Source organism: Pseudomonas sp. KCJK8993 (assembly GCF_046230915.1).
Lineage (GTDB): Bacteria > Pseudomonadota > Gammaproteobacteria > Pseudomonadales > Pseudomonadaceae > Aquipseudomonas > Aquipseudomonas piscis.
The window spans coordinates 1-23493 of record NZ_JBJJLO010000013.1; the positions used below are offsets into that span (position 1 = coordinate 1).

24 protein-coding genes are annotated in these 23493 nt (G+C 64.6%); 12 read left to right on the forward strand and 12 right to left on the reverse strand.

From position 1 onward, the window contains the following. The coding region (locus ACK6AU_RS06570) for a methyl-accepting chemotaxis protein (RefSeq protein WP_409298360.1) at nucleotides 1–1465 on the reverse strand (1465 nt) is incomplete at its 3' end. 358 nt (nucleotides 1466–1823) lie between these two features. On the opposite strand from ACK6AU_RS06570, the gene ACK6AU_RS06575 reads away from it, so the two are divergent. Beyond that, nucleotides 1824–2501 (forward strand): histidine phosphatase family protein, encoded by a 678-nt coding sequence (locus ACK6AU_RS06575; protein ID WP_409298362.1) that lies wholly within the window; start codon nucleotides 1824–1826, stop codon nucleotides 2499–2501. 106 nt (nucleotides 2502–2607) lie between these two features. Here ACK6AU_RS06575 and ACK6AU_RS06580 read toward each other — a convergent pair whose 3' ends face one another. Beyond that, the gene (locus ACK6AU_RS06580) at nucleotides 2608–2991 is read right to left on the reverse strand and encodes a transcriptional regulator (RefSeq protein ID WP_185697683.1); all 384 of its coding nucleotides are present in this window, start codon (nucleotides 2989–2991) and stop codon (nucleotides 2608–2610) included. A gap of 305 nt (nucleotides 2992–3296) precedes the next feature. Between ACK6AU_RS06580 and ACK6AU_RS06585 the strand changes: the two genes are divergently transcribed. Further along, nucleotides 3297–3668, forward strand: a complete 372-nt coding sequence (locus ACK6AU_RS06585; RefSeq protein ID WP_409298364.1) for a hypothetical protein — start codon at nucleotides 3297–3299, stop codon at nucleotides 3666–3668. A gap of 76 nt (nucleotides 3669–3744) precedes the next feature. Here ACK6AU_RS06585 and ACK6AU_RS06590 read toward each other — a convergent pair whose 3' ends face one another. After that, on the reverse strand, nucleotides 3745–5211 hold the full coding sequence (locus ACK6AU_RS06590) for an ArnT family glycosyltransferase (protein WP_409298366.1): 1467 nt from the start codon (nucleotides 5209–5211) through the stop codon (nucleotides 3745–3747). A 403-nt stretch (nucleotides 5212–5614) separates the two neighbouring features. Further along, a complete protein-coding gene (locus ACK6AU_RS06595; protein WP_185697686.1) occupies nucleotides 5615–5965 on the reverse strand; it encodes a helix-turn-helix domain-containing protein in 351 nt (116 codons plus the stop codon). A gap of 106 nt (nucleotides 5966–6071) precedes the next feature. On the opposite strand from ACK6AU_RS06595, the gene ACK6AU_RS06600 reads away from it, so the two are divergent. Beyond that, a complete protein-coding gene (locus ACK6AU_RS06600) occupies nucleotides 6072–7106 on the forward strand; it encodes a zinc-binding alcohol dehydrogenase family protein (RefSeq protein WP_185697687.1) in 1035 nt (344 codons plus the stop codon). Nucleotides 7107–7110: 4 nt separating this feature from the next. Here ACK6AU_RS06600 and ACK6AU_RS06605 read toward each other — a convergent pair whose 3' ends face one another. Both ACK6AU_RS06605 and ACK6AU_RS06610 read right to left on the reverse strand, forming a co-directional pair. Beyond that, nucleotides 7111–7596, reverse strand: coding sequence for a hypothetical protein (locus ACK6AU_RS06605; protein ID WP_409298369.1), 486 nt, complete (start codon nucleotides 7594–7596; stop codon nucleotides 7111–7113). Nucleotides 7597–7681: 85 nt separating this feature from the next. Beyond that, nucleotides 7682–8152 (reverse strand): hypothetical protein, encoded by a 471-nt coding sequence (locus ACK6AU_RS06610; protein ID WP_185697689.1) that lies wholly within the window; start codon nucleotides 8150–8152, stop codon nucleotides 7682–7684. Between the two features lie 186 nt (nucleotides 8153–8338). Here ACK6AU_RS06610 and ACK6AU_RS06615 point away from each other — a divergent pair, with 186 nt between their 5' ends. Further along, entirely contained in the window at nucleotides 8339–8500 is a 162-nt protein-coding gene (locus tag ACK6AU_RS06615) for a hypothetical protein (RefSeq protein ID WP_185697690.1), read from the forward strand. A 5-nt stretch (nucleotides 8501–8505) separates the two neighbouring features. Continuing rightward, nucleotides 8506–8823, forward strand: a complete 318-nt coding sequence (locus ACK6AU_RS06620; protein WP_185697799.1) for a hypothetical protein — start codon at nucleotides 8506–8508, stop codon at nucleotides 8821–8823. Between the two features lie 52 nt (nucleotides 8824–8875). Here ACK6AU_RS06620 and ACK6AU_RS06625 read toward each other — a convergent pair whose 3' ends face one another. Further along, on the reverse strand, nucleotides 8876–9658 hold the full coding sequence (locus tag ACK6AU_RS06625; RefSeq protein WP_409298371.1) for an AraC family transcriptional regulator: 783 nt from the start codon (nucleotides 9656–9658) through the stop codon (nucleotides 8876–8878). A 115-nt stretch (nucleotides 9659–9773) separates the two neighbouring features. Between ACK6AU_RS06625 and ACK6AU_RS06630 the strand changes: the two genes are divergently transcribed. From ACK6AU_RS06630 to ACK6AU_RS06640, 3 genes are all read left to right on the forward strand, one after another. Then, the gene (locus tag ACK6AU_RS06630) at nucleotides 9774–10646 is read left to right on the forward strand and encodes an EamA family transporter (RefSeq protein WP_185697692.1); all 873 of its coding nucleotides are present in this window, start codon (nucleotides 9774–9776) and stop codon (nucleotides 10644–10646) included. 110 nt (nucleotides 10647–10756) lie between these two features. Further along, the gene (locus ACK6AU_RS06635) at nucleotides 10757–12397 is read left to right on the forward strand and encodes an ArnT family glycosyltransferase (protein WP_409298373.1); all 1641 of its coding nucleotides are present in this window, start codon (nucleotides 10757–10759) and stop codon (nucleotides 12395–12397) included. 66 nt (nucleotides 12398–12463) lie between these two features. Beyond that, nucleotides 12464–12913 (forward strand): GNAT family N-acetyltransferase, encoded by a 450-nt coding sequence (locus ACK6AU_RS06640; protein WP_185697694.1) that lies wholly within the window; start codon nucleotides 12464–12466, stop codon nucleotides 12911–12913. 67 nt (nucleotides 12914–12980) lie between these two features. On the opposite strand, the gene ACK6AU_RS06645 is transcribed toward ACK6AU_RS06640, so the two are convergent. Next, nucleotides 12981–13919 carry a cyclase family protein gene (locus ACK6AU_RS06645; protein ID WP_409298376.1) on the reverse strand — a complete coding sequence of 313 codons (939 nt, stop codon included), beginning with the start codon at nucleotides 13917–13919 and terminating at the stop codon, nucleotides 12981–12983. A 238-nt stretch (nucleotides 13920–14157) separates the two neighbouring features. Here ACK6AU_RS06645 and ACK6AU_RS06650 point away from each other — a divergent pair, with 238 nt between their 5' ends. Then, nucleotides 14158–14409 (forward strand): helix-turn-helix transcriptional regulator, encoded by a 252-nt coding sequence (locus tag ACK6AU_RS06650; protein WP_409298378.1) that lies wholly within the window; start codon nucleotides 14158–14160, stop codon nucleotides 14407–14409. An 8-nt stretch (nucleotides 14410–14417) separates the two neighbouring features. After that, nucleotides 14418–15605: a type II toxin-antitoxin system HipA family toxin gene (locus tag ACK6AU_RS06655; RefSeq protein WP_409298444.1), complete on the forward strand. Its 1188-nt coding sequence runs from the start codon at nucleotides 14418–14420 to the stop codon at nucleotides 15603–15605. A gap of 48 nt (nucleotides 15606–15653) precedes the next feature. Here ACK6AU_RS06655 and soxR read toward each other — a convergent pair whose 3' ends face one another. Further along, nucleotides 15654–16139, reverse strand: a complete 486-nt coding sequence (gene soxR, locus ACK6AU_RS06660) for a redox-sensitive transcriptional activator SoxR (RefSeq protein ID WP_409298380.1) — start codon at nucleotides 16137–16139, stop codon at nucleotides 15654–15656. Nucleotides 16140–16235: 96 nt separating this feature from the next. Between soxR and ACK6AU_RS06665 the strand changes: the two genes are divergently transcribed. Beyond that, nucleotides 16236–17435, forward strand: a complete 1200-nt coding sequence (locus ACK6AU_RS06665) for an efflux RND transporter periplasmic adaptor subunit (RefSeq protein ID WP_409298382.1) — start codon at nucleotides 16236–16238, stop codon at nucleotides 17433–17435. Nucleotides 17436–17447: 12 nt separating this feature from the next. Continuing rightward, the gene (locus ACK6AU_RS06670; protein ID WP_185697699.1) at nucleotides 17448–20609 is read left to right on the forward strand and encodes an efflux RND transporter permease subunit; all 3162 of its coding nucleotides are present in this window, start codon (nucleotides 17448–17450) and stop codon (nucleotides 20607–20609) included. 95 nt (nucleotides 20610–20704) lie between these two features. On the opposite strand, the gene ACK6AU_RS06675 is transcribed toward ACK6AU_RS06670, so the two are convergent. The 3 genes from ACK6AU_RS06675 to ACK6AU_RS06685 form a co-directional block, all read right to left on the reverse strand. Beyond that, a complete protein-coding gene (locus ACK6AU_RS06675; RefSeq protein ID WP_185697700.1) occupies nucleotides 20705–21760 on the reverse strand; it encodes a hypothetical protein in 1056 nt (351 codons plus the stop codon). A 101-nt stretch (nucleotides 21761–21861) separates the two neighbouring features. Then, nucleotides 21862–22239: a RidA family protein gene (locus ACK6AU_RS06680; protein WP_185697701.1), complete on the reverse strand. Its 378-nt coding sequence runs from the start codon at nucleotides 22237–22239 to the stop codon at nucleotides 21862–21864. Between the two features lie 30 nt (nucleotides 22240–22269). Then, nucleotides 22270–23406, reverse strand: a complete 1137-nt coding sequence (locus ACK6AU_RS06685; protein ID WP_185697702.1) for an FAD-binding oxidoreductase — start codon at nucleotides 23404–23406, stop codon at nucleotides 22270–22272. Nucleotides 23407–23493: the final 87 nt, after the last annotated feature.

A 23493-nucleotide genomic window follows, 5' to 3' on the forward strand; every position in this document is an offset into this window, starting at 1 on the left:
GCGGGGCCAGAAGGTTGGTCTGTTCGGCCACGGCCTTGATCACGTCCATGACGCTGCCGATCTTGTCGCTTTCCTGTTGCAGCATGCTCATGGCGTCGGTGGAACGCACCACTTCGCTGGCCAGGCGCTCGATCTGCTCGATGGCCTGGGCCACCACCTTGTCGCCTTCGCGGGCTTCGCCGTCGGCGGCGGCCGCAGCCTGGGAGGCTTCCTCGGCGTTGCGCGCGACTTCTTGAACGGTGGCGGTCATCTCGTGCATGGCAGTGGCCACCTGGTCGGTCTCGACTTTCTGGCTGTTGACCCCGGCGCTGGTTTCCTCGGTCACCGCCGACAGTTCCTCGGCGGCGCTGGCGATCTGGGTCACGCCGTCGCGGATACCACCGATCAGCTCGCGCAGGGTCACGCCCATGCGGGCGATGCCTTGTTGCAGCACGCCCAGCTCGTCGCGGCGGGTAACGTGCAGGTCCTGGGTCAGGTCGCCGGAGGCAATGCGCTCGACCACCACCAGGGTCTCGCGCAGCGGGCGGGTGATCTGGCGGGTGATGATCACCGCGGCCAGTACGCCCACCAGCAGCGCCAGCAGGGTGCTGGTCAGTTGCAGGCTACGGGCCTGGGCGCTTTCGACATCGCGGCGATCCAGCTGGATCTGGTACAGGGCGTCGCTGCGCTCGACGATGTCGGCGCCTTGGTCGGTCATTTCCTTGCGCGCCTGCACGGCGTCGGAGAAGGCTGCCTTGAAGGTCTGCAGCGAGCTGCGGTAGTGGGTCAGGGCACTGGCCAGGCGCTGCAGGGCATCGCCCTGGGTGCGGCCGAAGTGCTTGTTCAACTGCTCAAGCTCAGTGATTGCGGCGTTAAGCTGGGCGACGGCCTTCTGTTCGGTCTCCGGGTTGCTGGTGGTGACGTAGCCACGCACCTCATAGCGGGCCAGCTGGAAGGCTTCCTTGGCCTCGGTGATGGCCTGGAACTGCTCGAAACGCTCGTCGCTCAGGGGCATCTGCTTGACCCGCTCGTTGATCCCGTTGATCAAGTCGTTGGCGTCGTCGGCATTCTGGTTCATGGCTTGGCGCGCGGCGTTGCCGGTGCGGTAGGCGTTGCGCATCTTGTTCAGCGAGTCCTGATAGGCGGCGATGGTCGCGCCCAGGCCTTGCAGCAGCTTGATGTTTTCCGGGCTCTGGAATGACGTCAGGAGCTTCTTCTGCTGGGCGCTGAAGTCGTCCAGGGTGGCCTGGACACTCTGCGCGGCGGTCTCGTCGCCGTTGGTCAGCATGTATTGCAAGCGGGTGACCCGCAGCTTGGTCAGGCCGATGTTCAACTGGGTGATGTCGCTCATCCAGTTACTGCGGTCGATCATGCCGCCCAGGCTGGTCCAGCTGGTCAGTGCAAGAACGGTGGTCAGGGCCAGGACCAGGCCGAAGCCCAGGCCCAACTTAAGGTTGACGCTGATGTTGGCGAACCAGCTATTCATTGAATTCCTCCAGGAACGTAGTGCTTCTTGATCTCAGTTGGCCGGAAGATTGTTGTTCTTGGTGACCAGCAAGGTGTTTTGTAGGGGGTGTATCGGCGGGATGTGCCATAGCTGAAACGATTTCGTCGGCATTGCGCCAAGACAATGTTTCAGGGTTTGACGGCTATTTTGCGGGATGAACCCGCTGGGCGTTGAGCTTTTTTTCACATCGATTTCACCCTCGCCCCACGGGCGCCACCCTAGAGTCTGGCCGGTCGCTGCCCTCGTGCATGCGGCGAAGCTCGTCTGCCATCAGGCCCGCCTGGCTCGGCACGAGCTGCTCGATACCCGGATCATTTCTCTAAAGGGCGGCTGGAACGTGACCACAAGACTGGTATTGGCACAGGCCAAGGGCCCATTCCCGGGGCGTACCCTGGCCCGTTACAAACGGCGTCTGGCCTGGTTGCTGGGCCTGGGCCTGACCCTGCTGCTGGGCCTGTACCTGCTCCAGCCGGCGGCGGTTCCCGACTTGGCCCATGGCAATGCGAGCGGACTCGAGGCGTTGGCCAGCGGTTGGGCCAAGGGCGACATGATCGTCCTGGTGCGCCATGTGGAGCGCTGCGATCGTTCCAATGCCGCTTGCCTGGGCCCGGCCGATGGCATCACCGACCGTGCCCGGGCAGTGGCGGTGGCACTCGGCGCCCGGTTCGAGCAACTGGGCCTGGCCCGGACCGATATCTACAACAGCCCCCTGACCCGTACCGCGCAGACTGCCAGCTACATGTTCAGCAAGGTCAGCAGCGGCGATAACTGGCTTTTCAACTGCAAGGGCAGCATGTTGCGCGATGCCCTGGCGCATAAGGTTGCCGGACACAACCTGGTGCTGGTGACTCACAGTGAGTGCATGGCGCAACTGGAACGTGACTTGAAGCTGGCGACACCGACCTTGGGCTACGGCGCAGCCCTGTTCGTCTCCACCGACACCCTGGACGGCACACCGAAGATGCTCGGGTCGATCGAGGCCAGCGACTGGCGCTCGGTGAACCTCAAGCCCTGAGGTCACCGAGTGGGCGTGGCTCTGGCGATTCGCGTCCAGGCTCTTCATGGAAGGACGGTGCCCTGGCCTGCCGGGCGCCTCATCGGCACAGGCCAGAGGGGCTCGATCAGCGGGAAGTGCTGGCCTCCAGGCGCCGGATATTGCCGATTTGCCTCAGGCTCAGGCCGTACTTGTCCGCCAGGACGCTACGCGAAATCCCGCCCAAGCTTTCCAGCTGGATGTTCTGGTTGCGGATCTGCCGGCAGAAGTGGTCGGCCTTGGGAATCTCCAGGGCCAGGCCGGCGAAGCGCTCGATCAAGGCATCGAGGGCATCGGCCGGGAGGATCTGGGCCAGGGTGGTGCGTTGGGCATGCTTGGGGATGTATTTAGGACGGCCGCCGTATTCACAGGTCAGGCGATAGGCGTTCTCCAGTCCGATGCAGTCGATAAGGGCCTGGAGCGAATGGGGAAGTTGGCGAACATCGATAAGGCTGAGGTCTTTCACGTCCATTTGGTACCTCCTTGGAATTATAGATAAAGCCGGTTCGATGCTAAGGAGAGGTCCATTCATGTTTGCAGTAGGAAATCTCTCCCTTATTTCGGGGAACTATTACATCCAGGTGTTGTATCGGTCCCACGCTGCTGCGCTGGATTGCGTCCGATGAACTGAAGAGGTGCGCGCCAGGTGTCGCCAACTCCTGCGACCGCCACGGGGGTTAGCTATGGCGGTGGGGAATGATGGAAGGAGACATTTCCTGGATGGGCAGAGTGATGGCTATTTGCCAAGTTGCCGAGTAGAGTGCCGCCGCCCGGGAAATGATTCCCCGGCGTTTTTCCCCATGGAGTCGTGTCTTGAAGTACATCAATAAAGTCGTTGCCACTGCCTGTCTAGGCCTGGTTCTTGCCGGCTGCACCGGCACCCCGATGAAAACCCAGCAACTGGACAGCAGCCAGTACACGGTCATCGGTCACAGTGAAGCGACTGCTACCGGGATCATGCTGTTCGGGTTCATCCCGATCCAGCAGAACAGCCGTTTCGTGCGCGCCCAGAATGCTGCGATCAAGGCCAAGGGCGGCGATGCGCTGATCAATACCCAAGTCCAGGAAAACTGGTTTTGGGCCTGGGTGCTCAACGGCTACACCACCAAGGTGTCCGGTGACGTGGTCAAGCTGAAGAATCCGCAGTAATCCTGCGCTTGCCGGGTGCGACCTACTCGGCCCGACAAGCTCGACGGCACCCCGGTGGGTGCCGTTTTTCCTTGTGTCAGTTGGCGGGCGCCAGGTTGACGAAGTAATAGGCCTGGCGTCCCACCATCAACGTCTTTTGTATCTGCAGTGGTGGCTTGGGGGCCTCGGCACCACCGAGCACCGCCATGTGGCGGGGCGACTCGGCGAGAAATGCCATGAGTTGCGACTCGGTCTGCAGGTCCCCGAGCAGGCGCTGGGTGTAGAACACGCTGGCCCCGGCGATGCGTTCGTTGGCCTGGTACAGCGCCAATGGGTGACCGTCGGCCTCGAGCGCCATGATCTGGTCGGTTACCGGCACGAACGACAGTTCACGGTCCAGGCGTGGTGCAAACCACTGGGCGTTCGCCAGGTAGGCGGCCACCACCAGGCTCATCAGCCCCACGACCAGGCCCTTGCGTCGGCGTCCCACCGCGCTCCAGAACCCACTGCCCGCGGCACGCCGGGCGAGGCGCTGGTACAGCACCGCCCCGTACTCGGCCGCCAGAACCGCCGCCGCTGGGGTCAGCGACATCAGGTACACGGTGCGCTTGCTCGACGCCAGGCACAGCAGGGCGAACTGCGCCAGCAGCCAGAGCACGAAGAACAGCAGGTAGCGGTTGTTCGCCAGTTCCTTGCGCCAGTGCCACAGGCCCAGGTAGAGCAGGAGGTTCCAGGGCAGGAAGGCCTGGGGCAGCTTGGCCAGGTAGTAATAAAAGGGCTCGTAGTGGCCGGCCTCGACGAAGGAGCCACCGAAGCGTCCGACGCTGTTGGTCCACAGCACCTCCGCCAGGGCGGCCGGGCCACCGCGCTGGTACAGCAGCGCCAGCCAGATCGCCAGGGGCACCAGGCCCAGCAGGGTCAGCAATGCAGGGCGCAGCCAATGGCCCAGGGCCAGGCGCCTGGCTAGCAGGCTGTCCACTAGCAGGTAGGCGAAGATCACCACCCCCGGCATGGCCAGGCCCAGCACCCCCTTGCTCAGGGTAGCGATGGCGATCCCGGCGGCGAATGCCAGCCAGGCCAGGGGGACTGGTTGTCGTGCTTGCTGGCGCCGGTGGGCCTGGAAAAACGCCAGCAGGGCCAGGGTCACGCCCAGGCTCAGCAGTGCATCCTCGCCCACGCCGCGCACGTTGCTCCAGTAACTGGCCATGGTCGCCAGCATCAGCCCGGCCATCAGCGCCACCCCGGCGGGACGCCCGAAACGCCGCAACAGGCCATACAGCAGCATCACGCTGAACAGCCCGGCAAAGGCCGAGGCCAGGCGTACCGCCAGGGGCGTGCCGCCAAAGGCGCGGATGGCGCCGGCATCGAGCCACAGGCTCAGCGGCGGTTTCTCCAAAAATGGTGTGCCGAACAGGCGCGGGGTGACCCAGTCGTCATCCAGGTGCATCTGCATGGCGATCCCGGCGACCCGGGCTTCGGTGGAGCCCTGCAACTCATGGTTGCCCAGGGCGAAGAAGAACAGCAGGCAGGCCAGCAGGAACAACAATGGGGCAGGTCGTGACATGGGGAGCGTCCGGGAGGCAGGCGAGGGCTGCGGGCAAGCGCCGGAGTATACGCAGGCGAGTCTTAACGAATTGTGAATAAGTAGGAGGTTTTGCCGTCGGCATCCCACTGGGCAGGTGCGTCGGTTCAGTCGGGCGTCTGCGTCCAGGATGCTCACTGCCATGGCCGGCAGGGGGGGCCGAGGTGGTAGGCCACCAGGTGCAGGTCGCTCTGGTCTGTGCCATTGCTTGTACGCACCTGTTCCTGGAGCGCGGCATAGGCCGGGGGGACGAAAAGCTGGCCGCAAGCGACGCCCATCGGTGGATCGCTCGATTCGAGCGCCGACCAGCCCAACAGGGTCGATCCCTAGAAAATGCCGAATCTTGAGGGATGGGGCAGGCGAGAGGACATGCAGGTTCCAGTGTTCAGGCGCTCGCGGCCTGTTGCAGACGGGCTATGCGTCCCTGGCCCCAGGCGGACAGCGCCTCGATTACCGGCTGCAGCGAGCGACCTTCTTCGCTCAGGCGATATTCCACCCGCGGCGGGACTTCGGCGTACACCGTGCGCAGTACCAGGCCGGCGGCTTCCAGGTCGCGCAGCTGTTTGGTCAGCAGGCGCTGGGAAATCCCGGGCAGGCGACGTTGCAGTTCATTGAAGCGCAGGTAGTCATTGTTGAGCAGTTGGTGCAGGACCACTCCTTTCCAGCGTCCATCGATCAGGTCCAGGGTGACCTCGACCGGGCATCCGGGAATGTCCTGGTAGTGCTTGTTCTTCATTGCCTGACGACCCTTTTGCGTAGCTGGTACGCAAAAGTACCGTACTTGTGCCGATGGGGCATGAAGGATTTAAGTGTGCGCTTTCAGTCTTCGGGAAAGCCTTGCAATGCACGTCATCCACTATCTTCCAGGGTCGGATCTGACCGATCCCCAGGCCCTTTTCGAGCAGCAACGACCAGTACCGTCGCCCGCCCCTCATGACTTGCTGGTGGAGGTGCGCGCGGTATCGGTCAACCCGCTGGATACCAAGGTCCGGGCGGGGCTGGTGGCGGTGCCCGATAGCGTGCGGGTCCTGGGTTGGGATGCCAGTGGGGTGGTGCGTGCAGTGGGCCGTGCGGTGACCCTGTTCGCACCGGGCGACACGGTGTTCTATGCCGGGACTTTCACTCGCGATGGCGCCAATGCCCAGTTGCACCGGGTCGACGAGCGCCTGGTGGGGCACAAGCCCAAGAGCCTGTCCTTCGCCCAGGCGGCGGCGATGCCACTGACTTCGCTGACGGCCTGGCAGTTGTTGTTCGAGCGCTTGGCCCGGGTGCCCGGCGATCTGGCCAGCCAGGGGACCTTGCTGATCCTCGGCGGGGCTGGTGGCGTGGGGTCGATGCTGATCCAGCTGGCGCGCAAGTTGACCGGCATGACGGTGATCGCCACTGCTTCGCGGCCCTCCAGCCGCCAGTGGTGCCTGGAGTTGGGAGCCCAGCATGTGCTGGATCATTCCCGCCCGCTGGTGCCGCAGCTGGCGCAGTTGCAACTGCCGGGCGTGACCCATATCGCGGCCCTGGCCCACACCGCAGAGCACTTCGCCGAGCTGGTGGAGATCATCGAGCCCCATGGGCATATCGCGCTGATCGACGATCATCAGTCTTTCGATGCCGTACCGCTCAAGAGCAAGAGCGTGTCCTTGCATTGGGAGATGGTCTTCACCCGGGCGCTGTTCCAGACCCCGGACATGCACGAGCAACATCGCATCCTGGAACGTGTGGCGCAGCTGCTGGACCAGGGCGTTATCCGCTGCACCCTGCGGGAGGTCCTGAGCCCTTTTACCGTGGATAACCTGCTCTTGGCCCATGGGCAGGTGGAGCTGGGCGGCCAGCCCGGCAAGGTGGTGGTGGCCCATGATCCCGATGCCGGTATCGGTCACTGACCGGTCAGCGCAGGTGACGCCCGCTACGCCACCAGAATATCAACCCCAGGAATGCCCCCGAAGTGCTGAACAGCGGCGCCATGGACGAGCAGTTTTCCAGCAGGCTGGGCACTGGCGGATCTTCGGGCGGGTCGATATAGGAGTCGGGCATCAGGGGCATCACCACGGGAATGGTCGGCAAGGCAAAGACCGCACCACAGAACAGATAGATCAGCACGTTGCGCCAGGCAAAACGATGGGCCAGCCAGAAGAACAGGACGCAGGGCAGGGCTGTGAGAATAGCGATCACCAGGCCGCTGGCCACCAGGGTCAGCAGGCCCATGAACAGCACTTGGACAATCTCGGTCCAGCGCACGGTACCGGCGCCGGCCAGCATCATCAGCATGAGCCCTGCCGACAGGACCAGGGCCAGGGCGGTGACGCCGATGAAGTAGGCAGCGAACCAGTCTTCAGGTTGCACGGTACGTTGGGTTGGGGGTGTCGAGGACATGGAAACATCGCTTGAGCAGGTAGGTGGGCTGGCCAAGGTCATGGCCCGTGTCTTTTCGCCAGCAAGCCGGTCCCTGGGAATGGCGTCAGCGCAGGTGACGTCCGCTGCGCCACCAGAAGATGCCCCCCAGAAAGGCTCCCGAAGCGCTGAACAGCAGCGCTTCAGGCAGATAGCGGAGCACGCCGGGGGCGTTGGATGAAAGGTTGAAGGAACCGAAAAGCAAGGTCATTACCACCGCAATGGTGGGCAGGGCGGCCAGGGCGCCGCACAGCAAGTAGATCGGCAGGCGGTGCCAGGCAAACCGCTGGGCCAGCCAAAAGAACAGGGCACTGGGCAGTGCGGCGCTGATTCCGATCACCACCGTGCTCAGCAGCAGCCCCGTCACGTAGAACGATATCGAACTGCCCAGGTCGCTCCACGGATCCCGTCTGGAGACCTGCACTATCAGGCAGAGCGTGAGCGTCAGCACCAGGGCCAGCGCCGCGACGCCGATGAAGTAGGTGGCGACCCATTCGCTGGGTCGTACGGTACGAACAGGGAGGGACGGCTGGGACATGGTAGGCGCTGCCTGCAGATTGAGGATGACCGACCCAGGCTATCGGCAAGTGCGCGGGTGGACTGTGGAGTTTGCGTGGTTTTTTTGTGAGGGAGGCTCACGAGCGGATGACACCGGGGGAGCAAATCACTTATACAAGCAGGGCTGTGAACCCTGTTGGTGTCAGTCACCCAAAAGGAGATGGAAATGAACAAGTTCCTCAACGTAACCGAGTTGCCTCGTACCCCTGTGCATTGCCATGCCGGCTCCGTCAGCGGAGCGATCAATGCCTGGGAGCTGAAAAATCGGGCTCTCAATACGAAGGGGTTTGTTTCATGTCCAAAGAATTACTCGGAGTTTCTGCTGTAGGGCTGATGGTGCTGGGCGAGTTCTGCGCCATCTACAGTGAAGTGGTGGTGGCGCGGCTGGCCCATGCCGGCGACACGGGGAGCAGCGGGCTCCTGGTGCCAGTGCTGATCATGTGCCTGGGCGGCCTGTGCCTGCTGGCGGCCTACTGGCTGGGGTACATGGCGGTAGGGGATATCTGGATCGTCACCGTGGTCTCGGTGACTTCGCTGCTGCTCCTGGAACCGCTGGTGATCTGGGCGCTGTTCCAGCAGATGCCCGGGCGCGGCGCGCTGATCGGCTTCTGCCTGGGCGCGCTGGGCATGTTGTCCGCCGTGTTCCTGTAGCGCGGATCTCGCAGGCCGGGCCTGGCCGTTCAACTGCCGGGCCTGCGGCCTTTCAGGCCCGGTCCCGGGCGAAGTAGCGACTGGGCGCCTGCCCCAATATCCTGCGAAACACCCCGGTGAAGGCGCTCGGGCTGCTATAGCCCAGGTCCATGGCCACCCGGGTCACGGGTTCGCCATTGCCCAGGCGTACCACGGCGGCCAAGAGGCAGGCTTGCTGGCGCCACTCCACGAAACTGATGCCGGTGTGCTGGCGGAACAGGCGGGTGAAGGTGCGGCGGCTCATGCCGGCCCGTTGGGCCATTTCATCCACTGGCCATTGCAGCGACGGCTGTTCCAGCAGGCTGCGGCAAGCCTTCATCAGGCGCGGTTCGGCGGGGAGCGGGGCATTGAGCGACAGCGGCGCCATCGCCGCGATCTCGTGCAGCAACAGGCCCATCAACTGGCCGTGGGCCCCCTCGGTGGCGTAGTGCGCGGGAACGTCCACGGCACGTAGCAGCAACTGGCGCAGCAGCTCGGAAACCTCCAGCACCTGGCAATGCCCCGGCAGGCCCAGGCGTTGCGCCGCCTGCGGGTGGACATAGGTGTTGAGCATCAGTACCGAGCCGCTCATGTGCATGGCGTGGGGCACTTCGGCGGGAACCCAGATTGCCCGGCGTGGCGGCACCACCCAGTTGCCCTGGTCGGTGAATACGCTGATCACCCCGCAAGCGGCGTAGGCGAACTGCCCGCGCCGATGTTGGTGCTCGGCGAAGTGCTGTCCGTCCTGGTAGTCGGTGGCGGTGACCAGCGCATCCCGGGGGGAATCCTGGTACGGGTCGAGGGTGATGGGTGGCATGGCCCGAATTTACTGGTATCTGACCTGATACTGCAAGCGGGCCAGCAGGTCGAGCGGCGATAGTGGCGACCCGGTCGGGGACTGGCCCACGACCGCTTTCCACGGATCGTGCGACATGCAGAACAAACACTGGCTCCTGGCCTTGCTGGTGACGGCCTTGTGGGGCCTGAACTTTCCCATCACCAAGCTCGGACTGGCGAGCATCGACCCATTGCTGCTCACGGCCCTGCGTTTCACCCTGGCGGCGTTGCCCTGGGTGTTCCTGGTGCCACGGCCGCAGGTGGCCATGGGTTGGCTGGTGGCCTATGGGTTGATCTTCGGCGTGGCCATGTGGGCCTTGATCAACCTGGGGATCGACCAGGGTGTCGCCCCTGGCACCGCGTCGTTGCTGATCCAGTTCAGCGCGTTCTTTTCCCTGGGCTGGGGAGCCTTGTTGTTCGGTGAGCGCTTGCGCCCGGCACAGTGGCTGGCCATGGCGATCGCCCTTTGGGGCCTGTTGCGGATCATCGGTTCCAGCCCCGGGCAGGCCACCAGCCAGGGCTATGGTTTGCTGTTGGCCAGCGCTTTGAGCTGGAGCCTGGGCAACGTGATCATCAAGCGCTGCGGGGTGCGCGAGGTATTCGCCTTCGTGGTCTGGGCCAGTCTCTTCGCGCCGCTGCCGTTGCTGGCGCTGACCTGGCTGGCCCACGGCCCGGCGCCGTTCGTGCAAGTGCTTGGGCCGTTCCGCTGGGCCGCCGTGCTGTCGCTGTTGTTCCAGGTCTATGCCGCGACGCACTTCTGCTACTGGGGGTGGAACCTGCTGCTGCGCGAGTACCCGGTATCACGGGTGGCGCCCTTGTCGCTGCTGATTCCGCTGTTCGGTACCGCGGGCTCGATGTTGTTGCTGGGCCAAGGCATCAGCCTGGACGACGGGCTGTCCATGGCCCTGGTGCTGCTGGCGCTGGTGGTGGGCCAGGTGCGCTGGCGCCGGTTGGCGCTGGCCCGCTGAAGAAGCGCAGCGGTTTTCAAGGGTCGTTCAGGCACTGTTCAGTACCCGCTCCGGCAACATTGCCTGCTTTGCGCCGAGCCCTGGCAACGGCACTTTCTGGTGGAGCGAAGATGGTTCGAGAAAAGCGTTTCGGTGTCGAGTCCTGGGCGGTCTACCTGGTGGCGCTGGTGTTGTTCACCTGGGGCATCTGGGACGAGCAGCCCCAGGGCTTCGATGGGCGTTGGGCGTTTTTCCTGCAGGAGATGTTCCGCCACGGTGCCAGTTTGTTTCCCACCACCTATGGCCAGCCCTATCCGGACTACCCCGCAACCGCGACCTTTCTCAGCTACCTGTTCGCCCAGGCGTTCGGCGCCCCCAACCACCTGGCCAATATCCTGCCCACGGCCCTGGCCTCGGCCGGGGTGCTGGCCCTGTTGTATCGCCTGCTGGCGCCCCAGGGGCGAACCTGGGCCTTGCTCTCGGTACTGCTCACGGCGTTGACCAGCCAGTTGCTCGACAAGTCGCGCTCGGTTTGCCTGGACCAGATGATTTCCCTGTTGTGCCTGGGCGCCTTCTACCTGCTGCACACTGGCGAGCAGACGGGCTCGCGGTGGCGGCAACTGGCGGTGTTGCCGCTGCTGGTGCTGGCTTTCGCCATCCGCGGGCCCCTGGGGCTGGTGGAGGTGTGTGGCGTGATCTGCTTCTACTGGTTGCTGGGCGATGCTCGTACCCCAGAAGCGCGCAAGGCGATGTTCAGGCGTGTAGTGGGTTACGGCATCGCGGGGCTGGCGCTTCTGGCCGGCTGCTGGTGGCTGCTGATGAAGCTTGCCTATATCAGCGGCGGTGACGGTTTTGTCCAGCAGGTCTACGACATGCAGGTTCGCGGGCGCCTGGATGAAAGCGGCGAGCCGTTCTACTTCTACTTCCAACTGGCTTTGTATCGCTATTTCCCGGTGGTGCTCCTGGCCCTGGCGACCCTCTGGGGGCTCCGGCGCCAGTGGGCGCGACGGCATGTCGACGCGCAGTTGCAACTGGTACTGCGCCTGGGGGCTTGCGGCCTGATGGTCCTGGTCGGACTATCGCTGCCCCACTTCAAACGCGCCTACTACATCCTGCCCATGGTGCCGATGTTCGCTGCCGTGGCGGCCCATGGCCTGCTCAACGCCAAGGGCGGGATGGCCCGCCTGGGCCAGGGCTACCAGTGGCTGGTGGCGTTGCTGCCGGGGCTGTGCATCCTGGTGCTGTTCGTCTTGCGCCACAGTTGGCACAAGCACGGCTACTGGCCGCCGGTGTCGATGCCGTTGCTGGTCGTCATCTTCGCCTTGCTGCAAGCGCTGGCGTTGTATCACTGGCGGCGCACCGTGGCAGACCAGGGACGCCGCCTGGTGGTGCTCAGTGGCCTGGCCCTGGCGGCGCAATGGTGGCTGCTGGTATCGGTGCTGGACCCGGCCAAGGACCGGCAATACGACACCCGGGGCTTCGTCTCCCAGGTCGAGCGCTTGCGTGCCGAACGCCCAGGGCCGTTGGTGTTCTTCGACCTCGGCCAGGACACCGGGGCGGTGCGCTACATGATGAACCTGGACTACGACGAGCGTCCGCTGTTCGTCATGGGTGATGCTCCGGAACAGCTGGACCGGTTGCCCCACGGCTCCTGGGTGATAGTGACACGCAAGGAGCGCGAGAGGCTCCGGGGCACCTCGCTGGAACAGCTCCAGCCGGTGTACGAGGGGCGCCTGAACGACAATGCCAGCCTGGTGTTCCGGTTGCCCTAGCGCCTTGGCAGCCGGCGCTCCACAACGTAATTTGGCCCTTTGACCAGGGCCAGGCAGGGAGCGCTCATGCAGTGTCAGGTACGGGAAGCCGCAGCGGCCGATGCCCCGCGGATCAGCCAGGTGATCCTGGCGGCGCTGCTCACCAGCAATGCCCGGGATTATCCGGCAAGCGTGATCGAACGGGTCCGGCACGGTTTCACCGCCGCCGGGGTGCTGCAGCTGATGCAGCGCCGGCGGATGTTCGTCGCCTGGGTCGATGGCGTGCTGGTGGGCACCGCCAGCCTGGACGCCAATGTGGTGCGTACCCTGTTCGTCGAGCCCTCCTGGCATAAGCGCGGTGTCGGCCGGCAACTGATGACCGTCTTGCAGCAAGCGGCCAGGGAGGCCGGCGCGCAGTCGTTGATCGTCCCGGCCTCGATCACCGCCGAAGGTTTTTATGCGCGCCTGGGGTTTCGCACGGTGCGCGAGCAGTTCGACGGCGAGGAGCGGACCCTGGTCATGGAGCGCCCGCTTTGAGCAAGGGCGATAAAAAAACCGCGCCTTCCGGGGGAGGGCGCGGCCGGGTCGTACCCGGGTCAGTCGATCAGTGGATCGCCACCGGGTTGATGTTGACCTGGGTCGAGCCTTTGTACAGCGGTTGGCCGAGGACGAACATGAACTCCCAGGCCTGGTCCCGCACCAGGGCGCGGCTGTCGATCAGCTCCAGGTTGTAGATGCCGTTCTTGGCCAGCATGTACTGGTTGACCGGGAACTCCTGGCCATCTTTGGCCGGGTAGATTTCCGAGGCCCAGGTGTCGCCGCCGAAGGCCACGATCTGCTTGTCCACCAGCCACTTGGCGGCCTCCATGCCGATACCGGGCTCGACCGCGAGGAATTTCTGCTTGTCCTTGCCGATCAGCTCCAGCCAGCCGGTGTTGAACAGCACCACGTCACCCTTGCGGATGCTGACGCCTTGCCGGTCCAGGGCTTTCTGGATGTCGGCGACGGTGAATTCGGTCTTCTCCGGGACGATGGCCTTGCCGTAGACGGCGGTCATGTCCAGCACCACGCCCCGGGTCACGATCGGCGGTACCTTCTCGATACCGAGCTTCTTCACGCCTTCGACGCTGACGAAGTCCGCCGCGCGATTGCCGTTGTAGTAGACGTTGTCGATACCGATATGGCCGATCCCGTTGAGCTGGGTGCCGACCCCGGTCCAGCCCACCACCAGTTCATCGTTGAAGGTGAACTGGTTGGGGCCCAGGGAGGTGCCGCCGGCTTCGCCGGGTTGCACGTTGGTCAGGTGGAAGCTGCGGTGGCGGAAGGCCGGCAGGTTCTTGTCGATGGGCACCGCCAGCGGGTAGGTCTTGCCGGTCTTGATCAGCTTTGCGGCATCGAGCACCGATTGGGCATCCAGCAGGTTGGCCGCGCCGATCTCGTCTTGCGCGCCGTATTTGGAGGGGTACCACTTCTGGGTATCGGCGGCATGGGCCGCACCGATGGCAAACAGCAGGGTGAAGGGCAGGATCAAGCGATTGAACATGGGAAAGTCCTTGGCAAGTTGCAGTGGGGCCAAGGTACGTGGCGCGGCCTGGGGGAAACAGGCAGGTATGCTCAATACAGTTGTTCGTAGAAGTCAGGAATAGCGGCTGGAATCCGTATCGCCGATGGTCAGGAGCCGCTTCTCCTGGGGCCTGGAATGCAACTGGTCTGAGTCGCTTTGATTTTTTTATAGGTAATGTATACGTTACTTTAATGTTTGACTGTTACGTATATAGAACATGGATCATGCGCTCATTGCATTGCGTCTAGGCGAGCAGATTCGCCAGCGCCGCCTGAACCGCGGGTTGACCCAGGCCAGCTTGGCGTCCTTGGCGGGCATTACCCGGCAGAAAGTCATAACCATCGAAAAGGGCGATTTGTCGGTGGGCATGATGGCTTACGCACGAGTACTGGCAGCCCTGGACTGTGAGTTCACGCTGATGCCTGCCGCCATGCCCACATTGGATGAGATCCAGGGAGTGTTCGAGTGAAGCCGGCCATGCTGCAAGTCGCAACGCCAGAGGGAGGGAGCGGAAAGGTCTTCACTACCGTCGGGGACTATCTGTTTCGCTACCACGAAGACGCTGTGGCCCAGGCCGCTATCAGTCTGTTGATGCCTGTGCGCCTGGAGGAATACCGCTACCGCGAACTGCACCCGATTTTCCAGATGAACCTGCCGGAAGGTTATGTGCTGGAGCAGTTGCGCAACCGTCTGGCCAAATTGGTGAGCATCGATCCCATGTTGCTGTTGGCCCTGTCTGGCAGCAGTTCTCCCATCGGCCGGGTAATGGTGCATTCCCCTGAAATCGATACGCTCTTGCAACGCCAGCAGTTTGCCGGAGAACGGCTTGAGGAAATCCTGGCCTGGGACGGCGCCGAGGATATTTTCGCTGGCCTGGTGGATCGCTACATCCTGCGCGCCGGTATCTCGGGCGTTCAGCCCAAGGTGCTGGTGCCTGAGCAGCAGGACGCCATGTCACCGCGTTTTACCTCGAAGACTTCCGACTTGATCATCAAGAGTGGCCGGGATGAGTTTCCAGGGCTGGCGATCAACGAATTTCTTTGCATGTCCATGGCCCGGGAGGCGGGGATTGCGGTTCCGGAGTTCTATCTATCCGCCAACGGCAAATTGTTCGTCATGCGTCGCTTCGATCGGGACGAGCGGCTCGATCCACTGGGGTTCGAGGACATGGCTGCGCTGATGGGGCTGGGCACCGAACAGAAGTACAGCAAGAGTTATTCGGCGATTGCCAAGGCAGTCCGCCTGTTCTGTGCGCCCGAGCAGGTGCGGGCCTCGCTGGCCCAGCTGTTTGCCATGGTAAGCCTGAGTTGCATCGTGGGTAATGGCGATGCCCACCTGAAGAATTTCGGCCTGTTGTACTCCGACCCTACCCAGCGCAACGCACGGCTTGCGCCGGCCTACGACATCGTCAATACCACGGCGTATATTCCGGAAGATGTCCTGGCACTGGATCTGCTTGGCAACAAGTCTCTGTTCTCTTCGCGCCAAGGCTTGCTGGAATTTGCCAGGGTCTGTGATGTAGCGCGGCCCGAAGAGGTCATTCGCGAGCAACTACAAGTTGTGGAGCGGGTGTTGGCCCGTTCGCCAGAATGGGTTGAACAAGCGCCCCAGGTCGTCGCCGCAATCAGGCAGTGTGCCGAGCCGTTCATGAGAACCTTCGGCTAGCTCCAGGCATACGCTGGCAGCCCCGATAGCCAGTGAGTTGCCAGAAATTCAAGCTTCCCCCCGCAACGCCTCCACATCGATCTTCTCGTCGCCGATCCAGCGCCGGGCGCCGCTGCCGTTGCGCGAGTAGATGTCCCCCGGGTTGTTCATCTTGCAGTGGTCCATGGACATGCAGCCGCAGCCGATGCACTCCTCCAGGCTCATGTTCAGCCGTTCCAGCTCGGCGATGCGTTGTTGCACCCGGGCTTTCCAGGTGGCGGACAGGCGTTGCCAGTCTTCGCCCATGGGGGCGTGGTTGTTGGGCAGGCCGTCGAGTTGCTCGCTGATTTCCTCCAGGGAGAAGCCCACCCGCTGGGCGAACACTATGTAGGCCACACGCCGCAGCACCGAGCGTGGATAGCGCCGGTGGCCGCTGCCGGAGCGGGCTGAATTGATCAGCCCGCGGGACTCGTAGAAGCGCAGCGCCGAGGCGTTGACCCCGCTGCGTCGGGCGATTTCGGTGATGGTCAGGTGGGGATCGCCTTGGGAATACATGCTCGCTCCTGGGAGGGCTTTACTTAAAGTTGACTTTAACTTGTACCGTGCCGGCAGCAAAAAAACCAATGTTCGATTGTCGGGGAGTGCATGTTCGTGAATTCAGCCCAGCGAGTTCTCTACCGGGCCCGTGGTGTATCGCGAGGTGTGGCGTTGTACGGCGTGGTCCTGGCCTTGGCGGCCTGTGGTGAAAGCAAGGCGCCCCCGGCGGCGCAGGCTCCGGAGGTGGAGGTCAGTACCCTGGCCTTGCGCACTATCCGCGAGTGGGACCAGTTCAACGGGCGCATCAGTGCGGTGGACACCGTCGACCTGCGGCCACGGGTCAGCGGTTATGTCGACCGCGTGGCGTTTCGCGATGGTGAACAGGTGCGCCAGGGCCAGGTGCTGTTCGAGATCGATCCGCGGCCTTACCGCGAGGCCCTGGCCAGCGCCGAGGCGCGCCTGCAGCAGGCCCAGGCTTCGCTGCGCCTGGCCAGGGCCCAGGACCAGCGCGGCCAGGCGCTGGTTCGCCAGGCGGCGATTTCCCGCGAGGAGGGCGATATCCGCAGCGCCTCCCTGGGCCAGGGCCAGGCCCAGGTCAATGCGGCCATGGCCGATGTCGCCATGGCCCGGCTCAACCTGGGGTTCACCCAGGTGCGGGCGCCGTTCGCCGGGCGTGCCGGGCGGGCGCAGATCACCGCCGGCAACCTGGCCCAGGCCGACCAGACGGTGCTGACCACGGTGGTGTCCCAGGACCCGATATACGTCTACTTCGATGCCGACGAGCACAGCTTCCTGCGCTACAGCGACCAGGCCGGGGCGGGGGCGCGCCCGGGGCTGGCCCATCAGGTGCGGGTCGGCCTGGCCAGCCAGCGCGACAGTTTTCCCTTCAGTGGCCAGGTGGACTTCCTGGATAACCGGGTGGATGCCACCACCGGCACCATCCGCGCCCGGGCGGTGCTACCCAACCCCGAGGGCAAGCTGACCCCCGGGCTGTATGCGCGGGTGCGCCTGGAGGGCGCCGGGGAAACCCAGGCGCTGCTGGTGGACGATCGCGCGATCCTCACTGACCAGAACCGCAAGTACGTGTATGTGCGGGGGCCGGAGGACAAGGCCGTGCGCAAGGACGTGACCCTCGGGCGCTTGCTCGATGGCTTGCGGGTGATCGAGTCGGGCCTGGCCGCAGGTGACCAGGTGGTGGTCAGCGGCGCGCAGAAAATCTTCTACCCCGGCATGCCGATCCGCCCCAAGGAGGTGGCGCCGCCCGTCGCGAAACCGTCGTTGAGCCCAGATGCCCCGGCGTTGTCGGCCCACTGACGGAGACGGACCATGGATTTCTCGAAGTTCTTCATCGACCGGCCGATCTTCGCCATTGTCTTGTCGATCATCATTTTCGCCCTGGGACTGATCTCGATCCCGCTGCTGCCCTCCGGGGAATACCCCGAGGTGGTGCCGCCCAGCGTCATGGTCCGCGCCACCTATCCCGGCGCCAACCCCAAGGAGATCGCCGAGTCGGTGGCGGTGCCCCTGGAGGAGGCGATCAACGGTGTCGAAGGCATCATGTACATGAAGTCGGTGGCCGGCTCCAACGGCACCCTGGCCCTGACCGTGACCTTCAGCCCCGGCATCGATCCGGACGCCGCGGCAGTGCGGGTGCAGAACCGCGTCAGCCAGGCGTTGTCACGCTTGCCGGAGGAGGTGCGGCAATACGGCGTCACCACCCAGAAGCAGTCGCCGACCCCGCTGATGTACGTCAGCCTGTATTCCAAGGAAGGCCACTACGACTCGCTGTACCTGCGCAACTACCTGACCCTGCACGTCAAGGATGCCCTGTCGCGCCTGCCCGGCATCGGTGATGTCGGGGTCTATGGCTCCGGCGACTACGCCATGCGCCTGTGGCTGGACCCCGATGCCCTGGCGTCCCGCGGGTTGACGGCGGCCGACGTGCTGGGCGCCGTGCGCGAGCAGAACGTGCAGGTCTCGGCGGGCCAGTTGGGGGCCGAGCCATCGCCGCAGAAAGCCGATTTCCTGTTGTCGATCAACGTTCGCGGGCGCCTGCGCAGCGAGCAGGAGTTCGGCGATATCGTGCTCAAGTCCGGCAGGGACGGCCAGGTGGTGCGCCTGGCCGACGTGGCGCGCATCGAGCTGGGGGCCGGCGACTACACCCTGCGCGCCTCCCTGGACGGCAAGGAGCAGGCCACCGTGGGCATCTTCCTGCTGCCGGGGGCCAACGCCCTGCAGGTGGCCGATGCGGTCTATGCCAAGTTCGACGAGCTGGCGCAGAACTTCCCCGAGGACGTGGCCTACAAGGCGATCTGGGACCCGACGGTGTTCGTCCGCGAGTCCATCGCCGCGGTGCAGCACACCCTGATCGAAGCGGTGATCCTGGTGGTGCTGGTGGTGATCGTGTTCCTGCAGACCTGGCGGGCTTCGATCATCCCGCTGCTGGCGGTGCCGGTGTCGATCATCGGCACCTTCGCCTGGCTCTACCTGCTGGGGTACTCGATCAACACCCTGACCTTGTTCGGCATGGTGCTGGCCATTGGCATCGTGGTGGACGACGCCATCGTCGTGGTGGAGAACGTCGAGCGCTTCATCGCCCAGGGCCTGCGTCCGCGGGAAGCCGCGCACCGGGCGATGAAGGAGGTCTCCGGGCCGATCGTCGCCATCGCCCTGGTGCTGTGCGCGGTATTCGTGCCCATGGCCTTCCTCTCGGGCGTCACCGGGCAGTTCTACAAGCAGTTCGCGGTGACCATCGCCATCTCCACGGTGATCTCGGCGATCAACTCGCTGACCTTGTCGCCGGCGCTGGCGGCCAAGTTGCTCAAGCCCCACGATGCCGCCAAGGACCCCCTGGAACGCCTGATCCAGCGCCTGCTGGGCGGCTTCTTCAAGGTCTTCAACCGCTTCTTCAATCGCAGCTCCGAGCGCTACCAGGGTTCGGTCACCGGGATCTTGCGTCATCGCGGCAGTGTCTTCGCGATCTACGGCCTGTTGCTGGTGGCCACGGTGTGGCTGTTCCAGATCGTGCCCGGCGGTTTCATCCCGACCCAGGACAAGCTCTACCTGTTCGCCGGCACCAAGCTGCCCGAGGGCTCCTCCCTGGCGCGCACCGACGAGCTGACGCGCAAGGTCATCGACACGGCCCTGAGCGTGGAGGGCGTGGACATGGCGCCAGCCTTCAGTGGCCTCAACGCCTTGCAGGGAACGAACACCCCCAACGTCATGGCGGCGTACATCATCCTCAAGCCGTTCGACCAGCGCACCCGCAGCGCCGCGCAGATCAACGCCGAGCTCAACGCCAAGCTGTCGCAACTGCATGAAGGCTTCGCCTATGCGCTGTTGCCGCCGCCGATCCAGGGCCTGGGCAACGGCTCGGGCTACGCCTTGTACCTGGAGGATCGCGAGGGCCTGGGCTACGGCGCCCTGCAAGGGGCCATGAGCGCCTTCCAGGCGGCCGTGGCCCGGACTCCGGGCATGAGCTTCCCGGTGAGCTCCTACCAGGCCAACATTCCCCAGCTGGAAGTGCAGGTCGACCGGGTCAAGGCCAAGGCCCAGGGCGTGGCCCTGAGCGATGTGTTCAACACCTTGCAGGTCTACCTGGGCTCGGCCTACGTCAACGACTTCAACCTGTTCGGGCGGGTGTACCGGGTGATGGCCCAGGCCGACGCCCGCTATCGCCAGAGCGCCGAGGACATCGGCGCGCTGCGGGTGCGCAACGACCGGGGCGAGATGGTGCCGCTGGCGGCGATGATCACCGTCACCCACACCTTCGGCCCGGACCCGGTGGTGCGCTACAACGGCTATCCGGCGGCGGGGATGATCGGCGATGCCAACCCCAAGCAGCTGTCCTCGGCCCAGGCCCTGGTCAAGTTGCAGGAGATCGCCGACCAGGTGCTGCCCAAGGGCATCGTCCTGGAGTGGACCGACCTGAGTTATCAACAGGTGACCCAGAGCCATGCGGCGCTGGTGGTCTTCCCCCTGGCGGTGATGCTGGTGTTCCTGGTGCTGGCGGCGCTCTATGAAAGCTGGACCCTGCCCCTGGCGGTGATCCTGATCGTGCCGGTGTGCATGCTGGCGGCCTTGAGCGGGGTGTGGCTCAGCGGCGGCGACAACAACGTGTTCGTCCAGGTCGGGCTGGTGGTGTTGATGGGCCTGGCCTGCAAGAACGCGATCCTGATCGTGGAGTTCGCCCGGGAGCTGGAGGCCCAGGGCTGGGGCATCGTCGACGCAGCGCTGGAGGCCTGTCGCTTGCGCCTGCGGCCGATCGTCATGACTTCGGTGGCCTTCATCGCCGGGGCGGTGCCGTTGCTGATCGGTACGGGCGCCGGTAGCGAAATCCGCGCCGCCACCGGGATCACGGTGTTCTTCGGCATGCTCGGGGTGACGCTCCTGGGCTTGTTCCTGACCCCGGTGTTCTACGTGACCCTGCGCAAGCTGGCCGGTGGTTCGGTGCATGCCCTGGCGCAGGCCGAGCCGGTTCAGCCGTAGGGCTGGTGCAACGAGACAGCGGGTGCCTTCGGGCACCCGCTGTCGGTTCAGGCCGGGCTTTTGTGGCTTGTACCGAGCCTATCCGAACTGGCGCCTTACGCCATGGCCAGCCGCCGTGGGCGCAGCCAGCCGATGACCACGGCGGCGATCAGCAGGAAGCCCAGGTAGCCGAAGAACGGGTAGACCTGGCCCACCAGGCTGATGAAGCCCACCAGGCTGCCGGCGAAGGCCAGGGCCCCGGCGGCGATGGAACCGAGGCGGAACTGCCGGGTGCCGGCGGGCAACAGGCGGGCGGAGAAGGAGTACAGGGTGCCGACGGCGGTATTGAGGATCATGCAGAAGATGATCAGCGCCATCAGCAGGCCCAGGAGCGGCGAGACCTCGTTGGCGATCGACAGCATCGGCATCGGCAGGTCCGCCACGCTGTCCAGGCGTGACAACAGGCCCAGGCTCATGACCAGCATCAAGAGGCCCAGCAGCGCGCCACCGAGGATGCCGCCCCACATGGCCTGTTTCTCGCCCTTGGCCGCGCCACCCATGATCGCCAGGATCGGCACGCCGGCGACGATGTTGTAGGAGACGTAGAGCAGGGCGCCCAGCAGCCAGTGGCTGGCCCCGGCCTGCTGCCGGCCGGCCAGCTGGTCGAGTTGCTGGAAGTCCAGGTGGCGGGTCGCGGCGCCATACAGGGCGATGCCCACGGCAGTGACGATCAGGAACGGGGTCACCGCGCCGATCATGCCGATCACCTTGTGCACGTCCAGGCAAACGATGGCCACTACCACCAGGGTGACCAGCACGCTGCCGGTGATCGCCGGGATGCCGAACTGCTGCTCCAGCAAGGCCCCGCCGCCGGCGAGCATGACCACGGTCACGGCGAACATGAAGAAGGTGATCATCAAGTCCACCAGGGCGCCCAGGTGCCGGCCGCACAGGGCATGCACCACGTCCTTGTGCGAGGCAGCCCGCAAGCGACTGCCGAGGCTGGCCAGGGCCATGCCGAGGAAGGTGAACAGCGCGGCGCTGACCACGGCCCCGAGCAGGCCCCAGACGCCGAAGTCGACGAACATCAGCAGCAGTTCCCGGCCGGAGGCGAACCCCGCCCCGACAATCACACCGACGAAGGCGCCGGCGATCTTCAGACTTTCTTTCATGACGATTGGCCTCGGATTGTTCTTGTTATGTAAGGAGGACGCCACGGCGCTGGAGGGTCGTGGTCATCCTGGGCATCGCACTTGAAGGTTGGGCGGGTGGCTCAGTTGTCCCCGACCCAGACCTGGACTTCGATCTCTACGTCCACACCCAGCGCCAGTTGCGCAGCGACCGTGGAGCGCACCGGGAAACCGTTCTTGAAGTAGCCCTGGTACACCTCGTTGAAGCCGGCGAAGTGCTGCATGTCGGTGATCCAGACGGTGCTTTTCACCACCTGGTCGAAGCTGGCGCCGCACTCGGCCAGGGTGTCGCCGATACGCTGCATGGCCGCGTCGGTCTGGATGCGAATATCGCCCCGTACCACTTCGCCTTCGGCGCTCATGGGGATCTGCCCGGAGAGAAACAGGAAGCCGCCGACCCGGATCGCCCTGGAAAAGGGCAGGGGCAGGGAGCTGGGGTAACGCTGGATTTCGTTGGACATGGAATATTCCTCGTGGACGGGGTTTTTGGATTAACGCAAGCGTTCAGGGGCCAGGCGCTGCGGATCGACGCCTTGGCTCAACAGCTCTTCGGGGATCGGTTGCCCCAGCAGCAGGGCACTGGCCAGTTGCGAGACGCCGGCGGCCGACTGGATACCGTAGCCGCCCTGTGCGGCGAGCCAGAAGAATCCTTCGCATTCGTCGTCCCAGCCCACCACCAGGTCGCCGTCGGCGACGAAGGAGCGCAGGCCGGCCCAGCTGTGGCGCGGACGGCGGATGTTCAGCGAGGTGGCGTTCTCGATGTGGTAGATGCCGGTGGCGATGTCCAGCTCCTCGGGCATCACGTCCTGGGGCGGCACCGGGTCGGCATTGGCCGGAGAGCCAAGCAACTGGCCGGCATCGGGCTTGAAGTAGAAGCTTTCATCGATGCCGATCACCGCCGGCCAGCGACTGAAGTCGGTGTCTTGCGGGCCCTCGAAAGTGAAGGCGCTGCGCCGGCAGGGTTGCAGGCCAATGGGCGCCACGCCGCATAACCTGGCCACTTCGTCGGCCCAGGCACCGGCGGCGTTCACCAGGCTGCGGGCTTGCAGCCGCTGGCCATCTTTGAGCGTGAGGTTCCAATGGCGGTCTGCGCGCAAGGCTTCGACGATCTCGGCGTCGCACTGCAAGGTTCCGCCGGAGCGGCGCATGGCCCGCAGGAAGCCCTGGTGCAGGGCGTGCACGTCCAGGTCCTGGGCGGCGGTTTCCAGCATGGCGCCGGCGGTGGTTTCGGGACGCAGGCAGGGCACCAGCGCCCGGGCCTGGTCGGTGTCGATCAGGCTCACGTTGGCGGAACGGGCGCGGGTTTCGTCGTAGGTCTGCTGCAGTTGCTCCAGCTGTTCGTGATTGGCGACATACAGGCAGCCCCGGGGTTCGAGCAGCGGGTGCTCGCTGAAGCCTTCCGGCGGTTGCTGGTAGAAGGCCCGGCTGGCGCGAGTCAGGGCCTGGATCTGCGGGGTACCGTAGGCCTCCATGAACATCGCCGCCGAGCGCCCCGTGGCGTGGTAGCCCGGCTGCGATTCGCGTTCCAGCACCAGCACGCTGGCCTGGCCGGCCAGGCGGTAGGCCAGGGAGGCGCCGGCAATACCGCCGCCGATGATGACGAAGTCGAAGCATGGGGTGTCGTGCATGGCGAACTACCTTCATTGTCCGAAAAAAGGTCGCGAGAAAAATTCTCGCATAAGAGAAATCTAAGATATGAGAATTTTCCAGTCAAC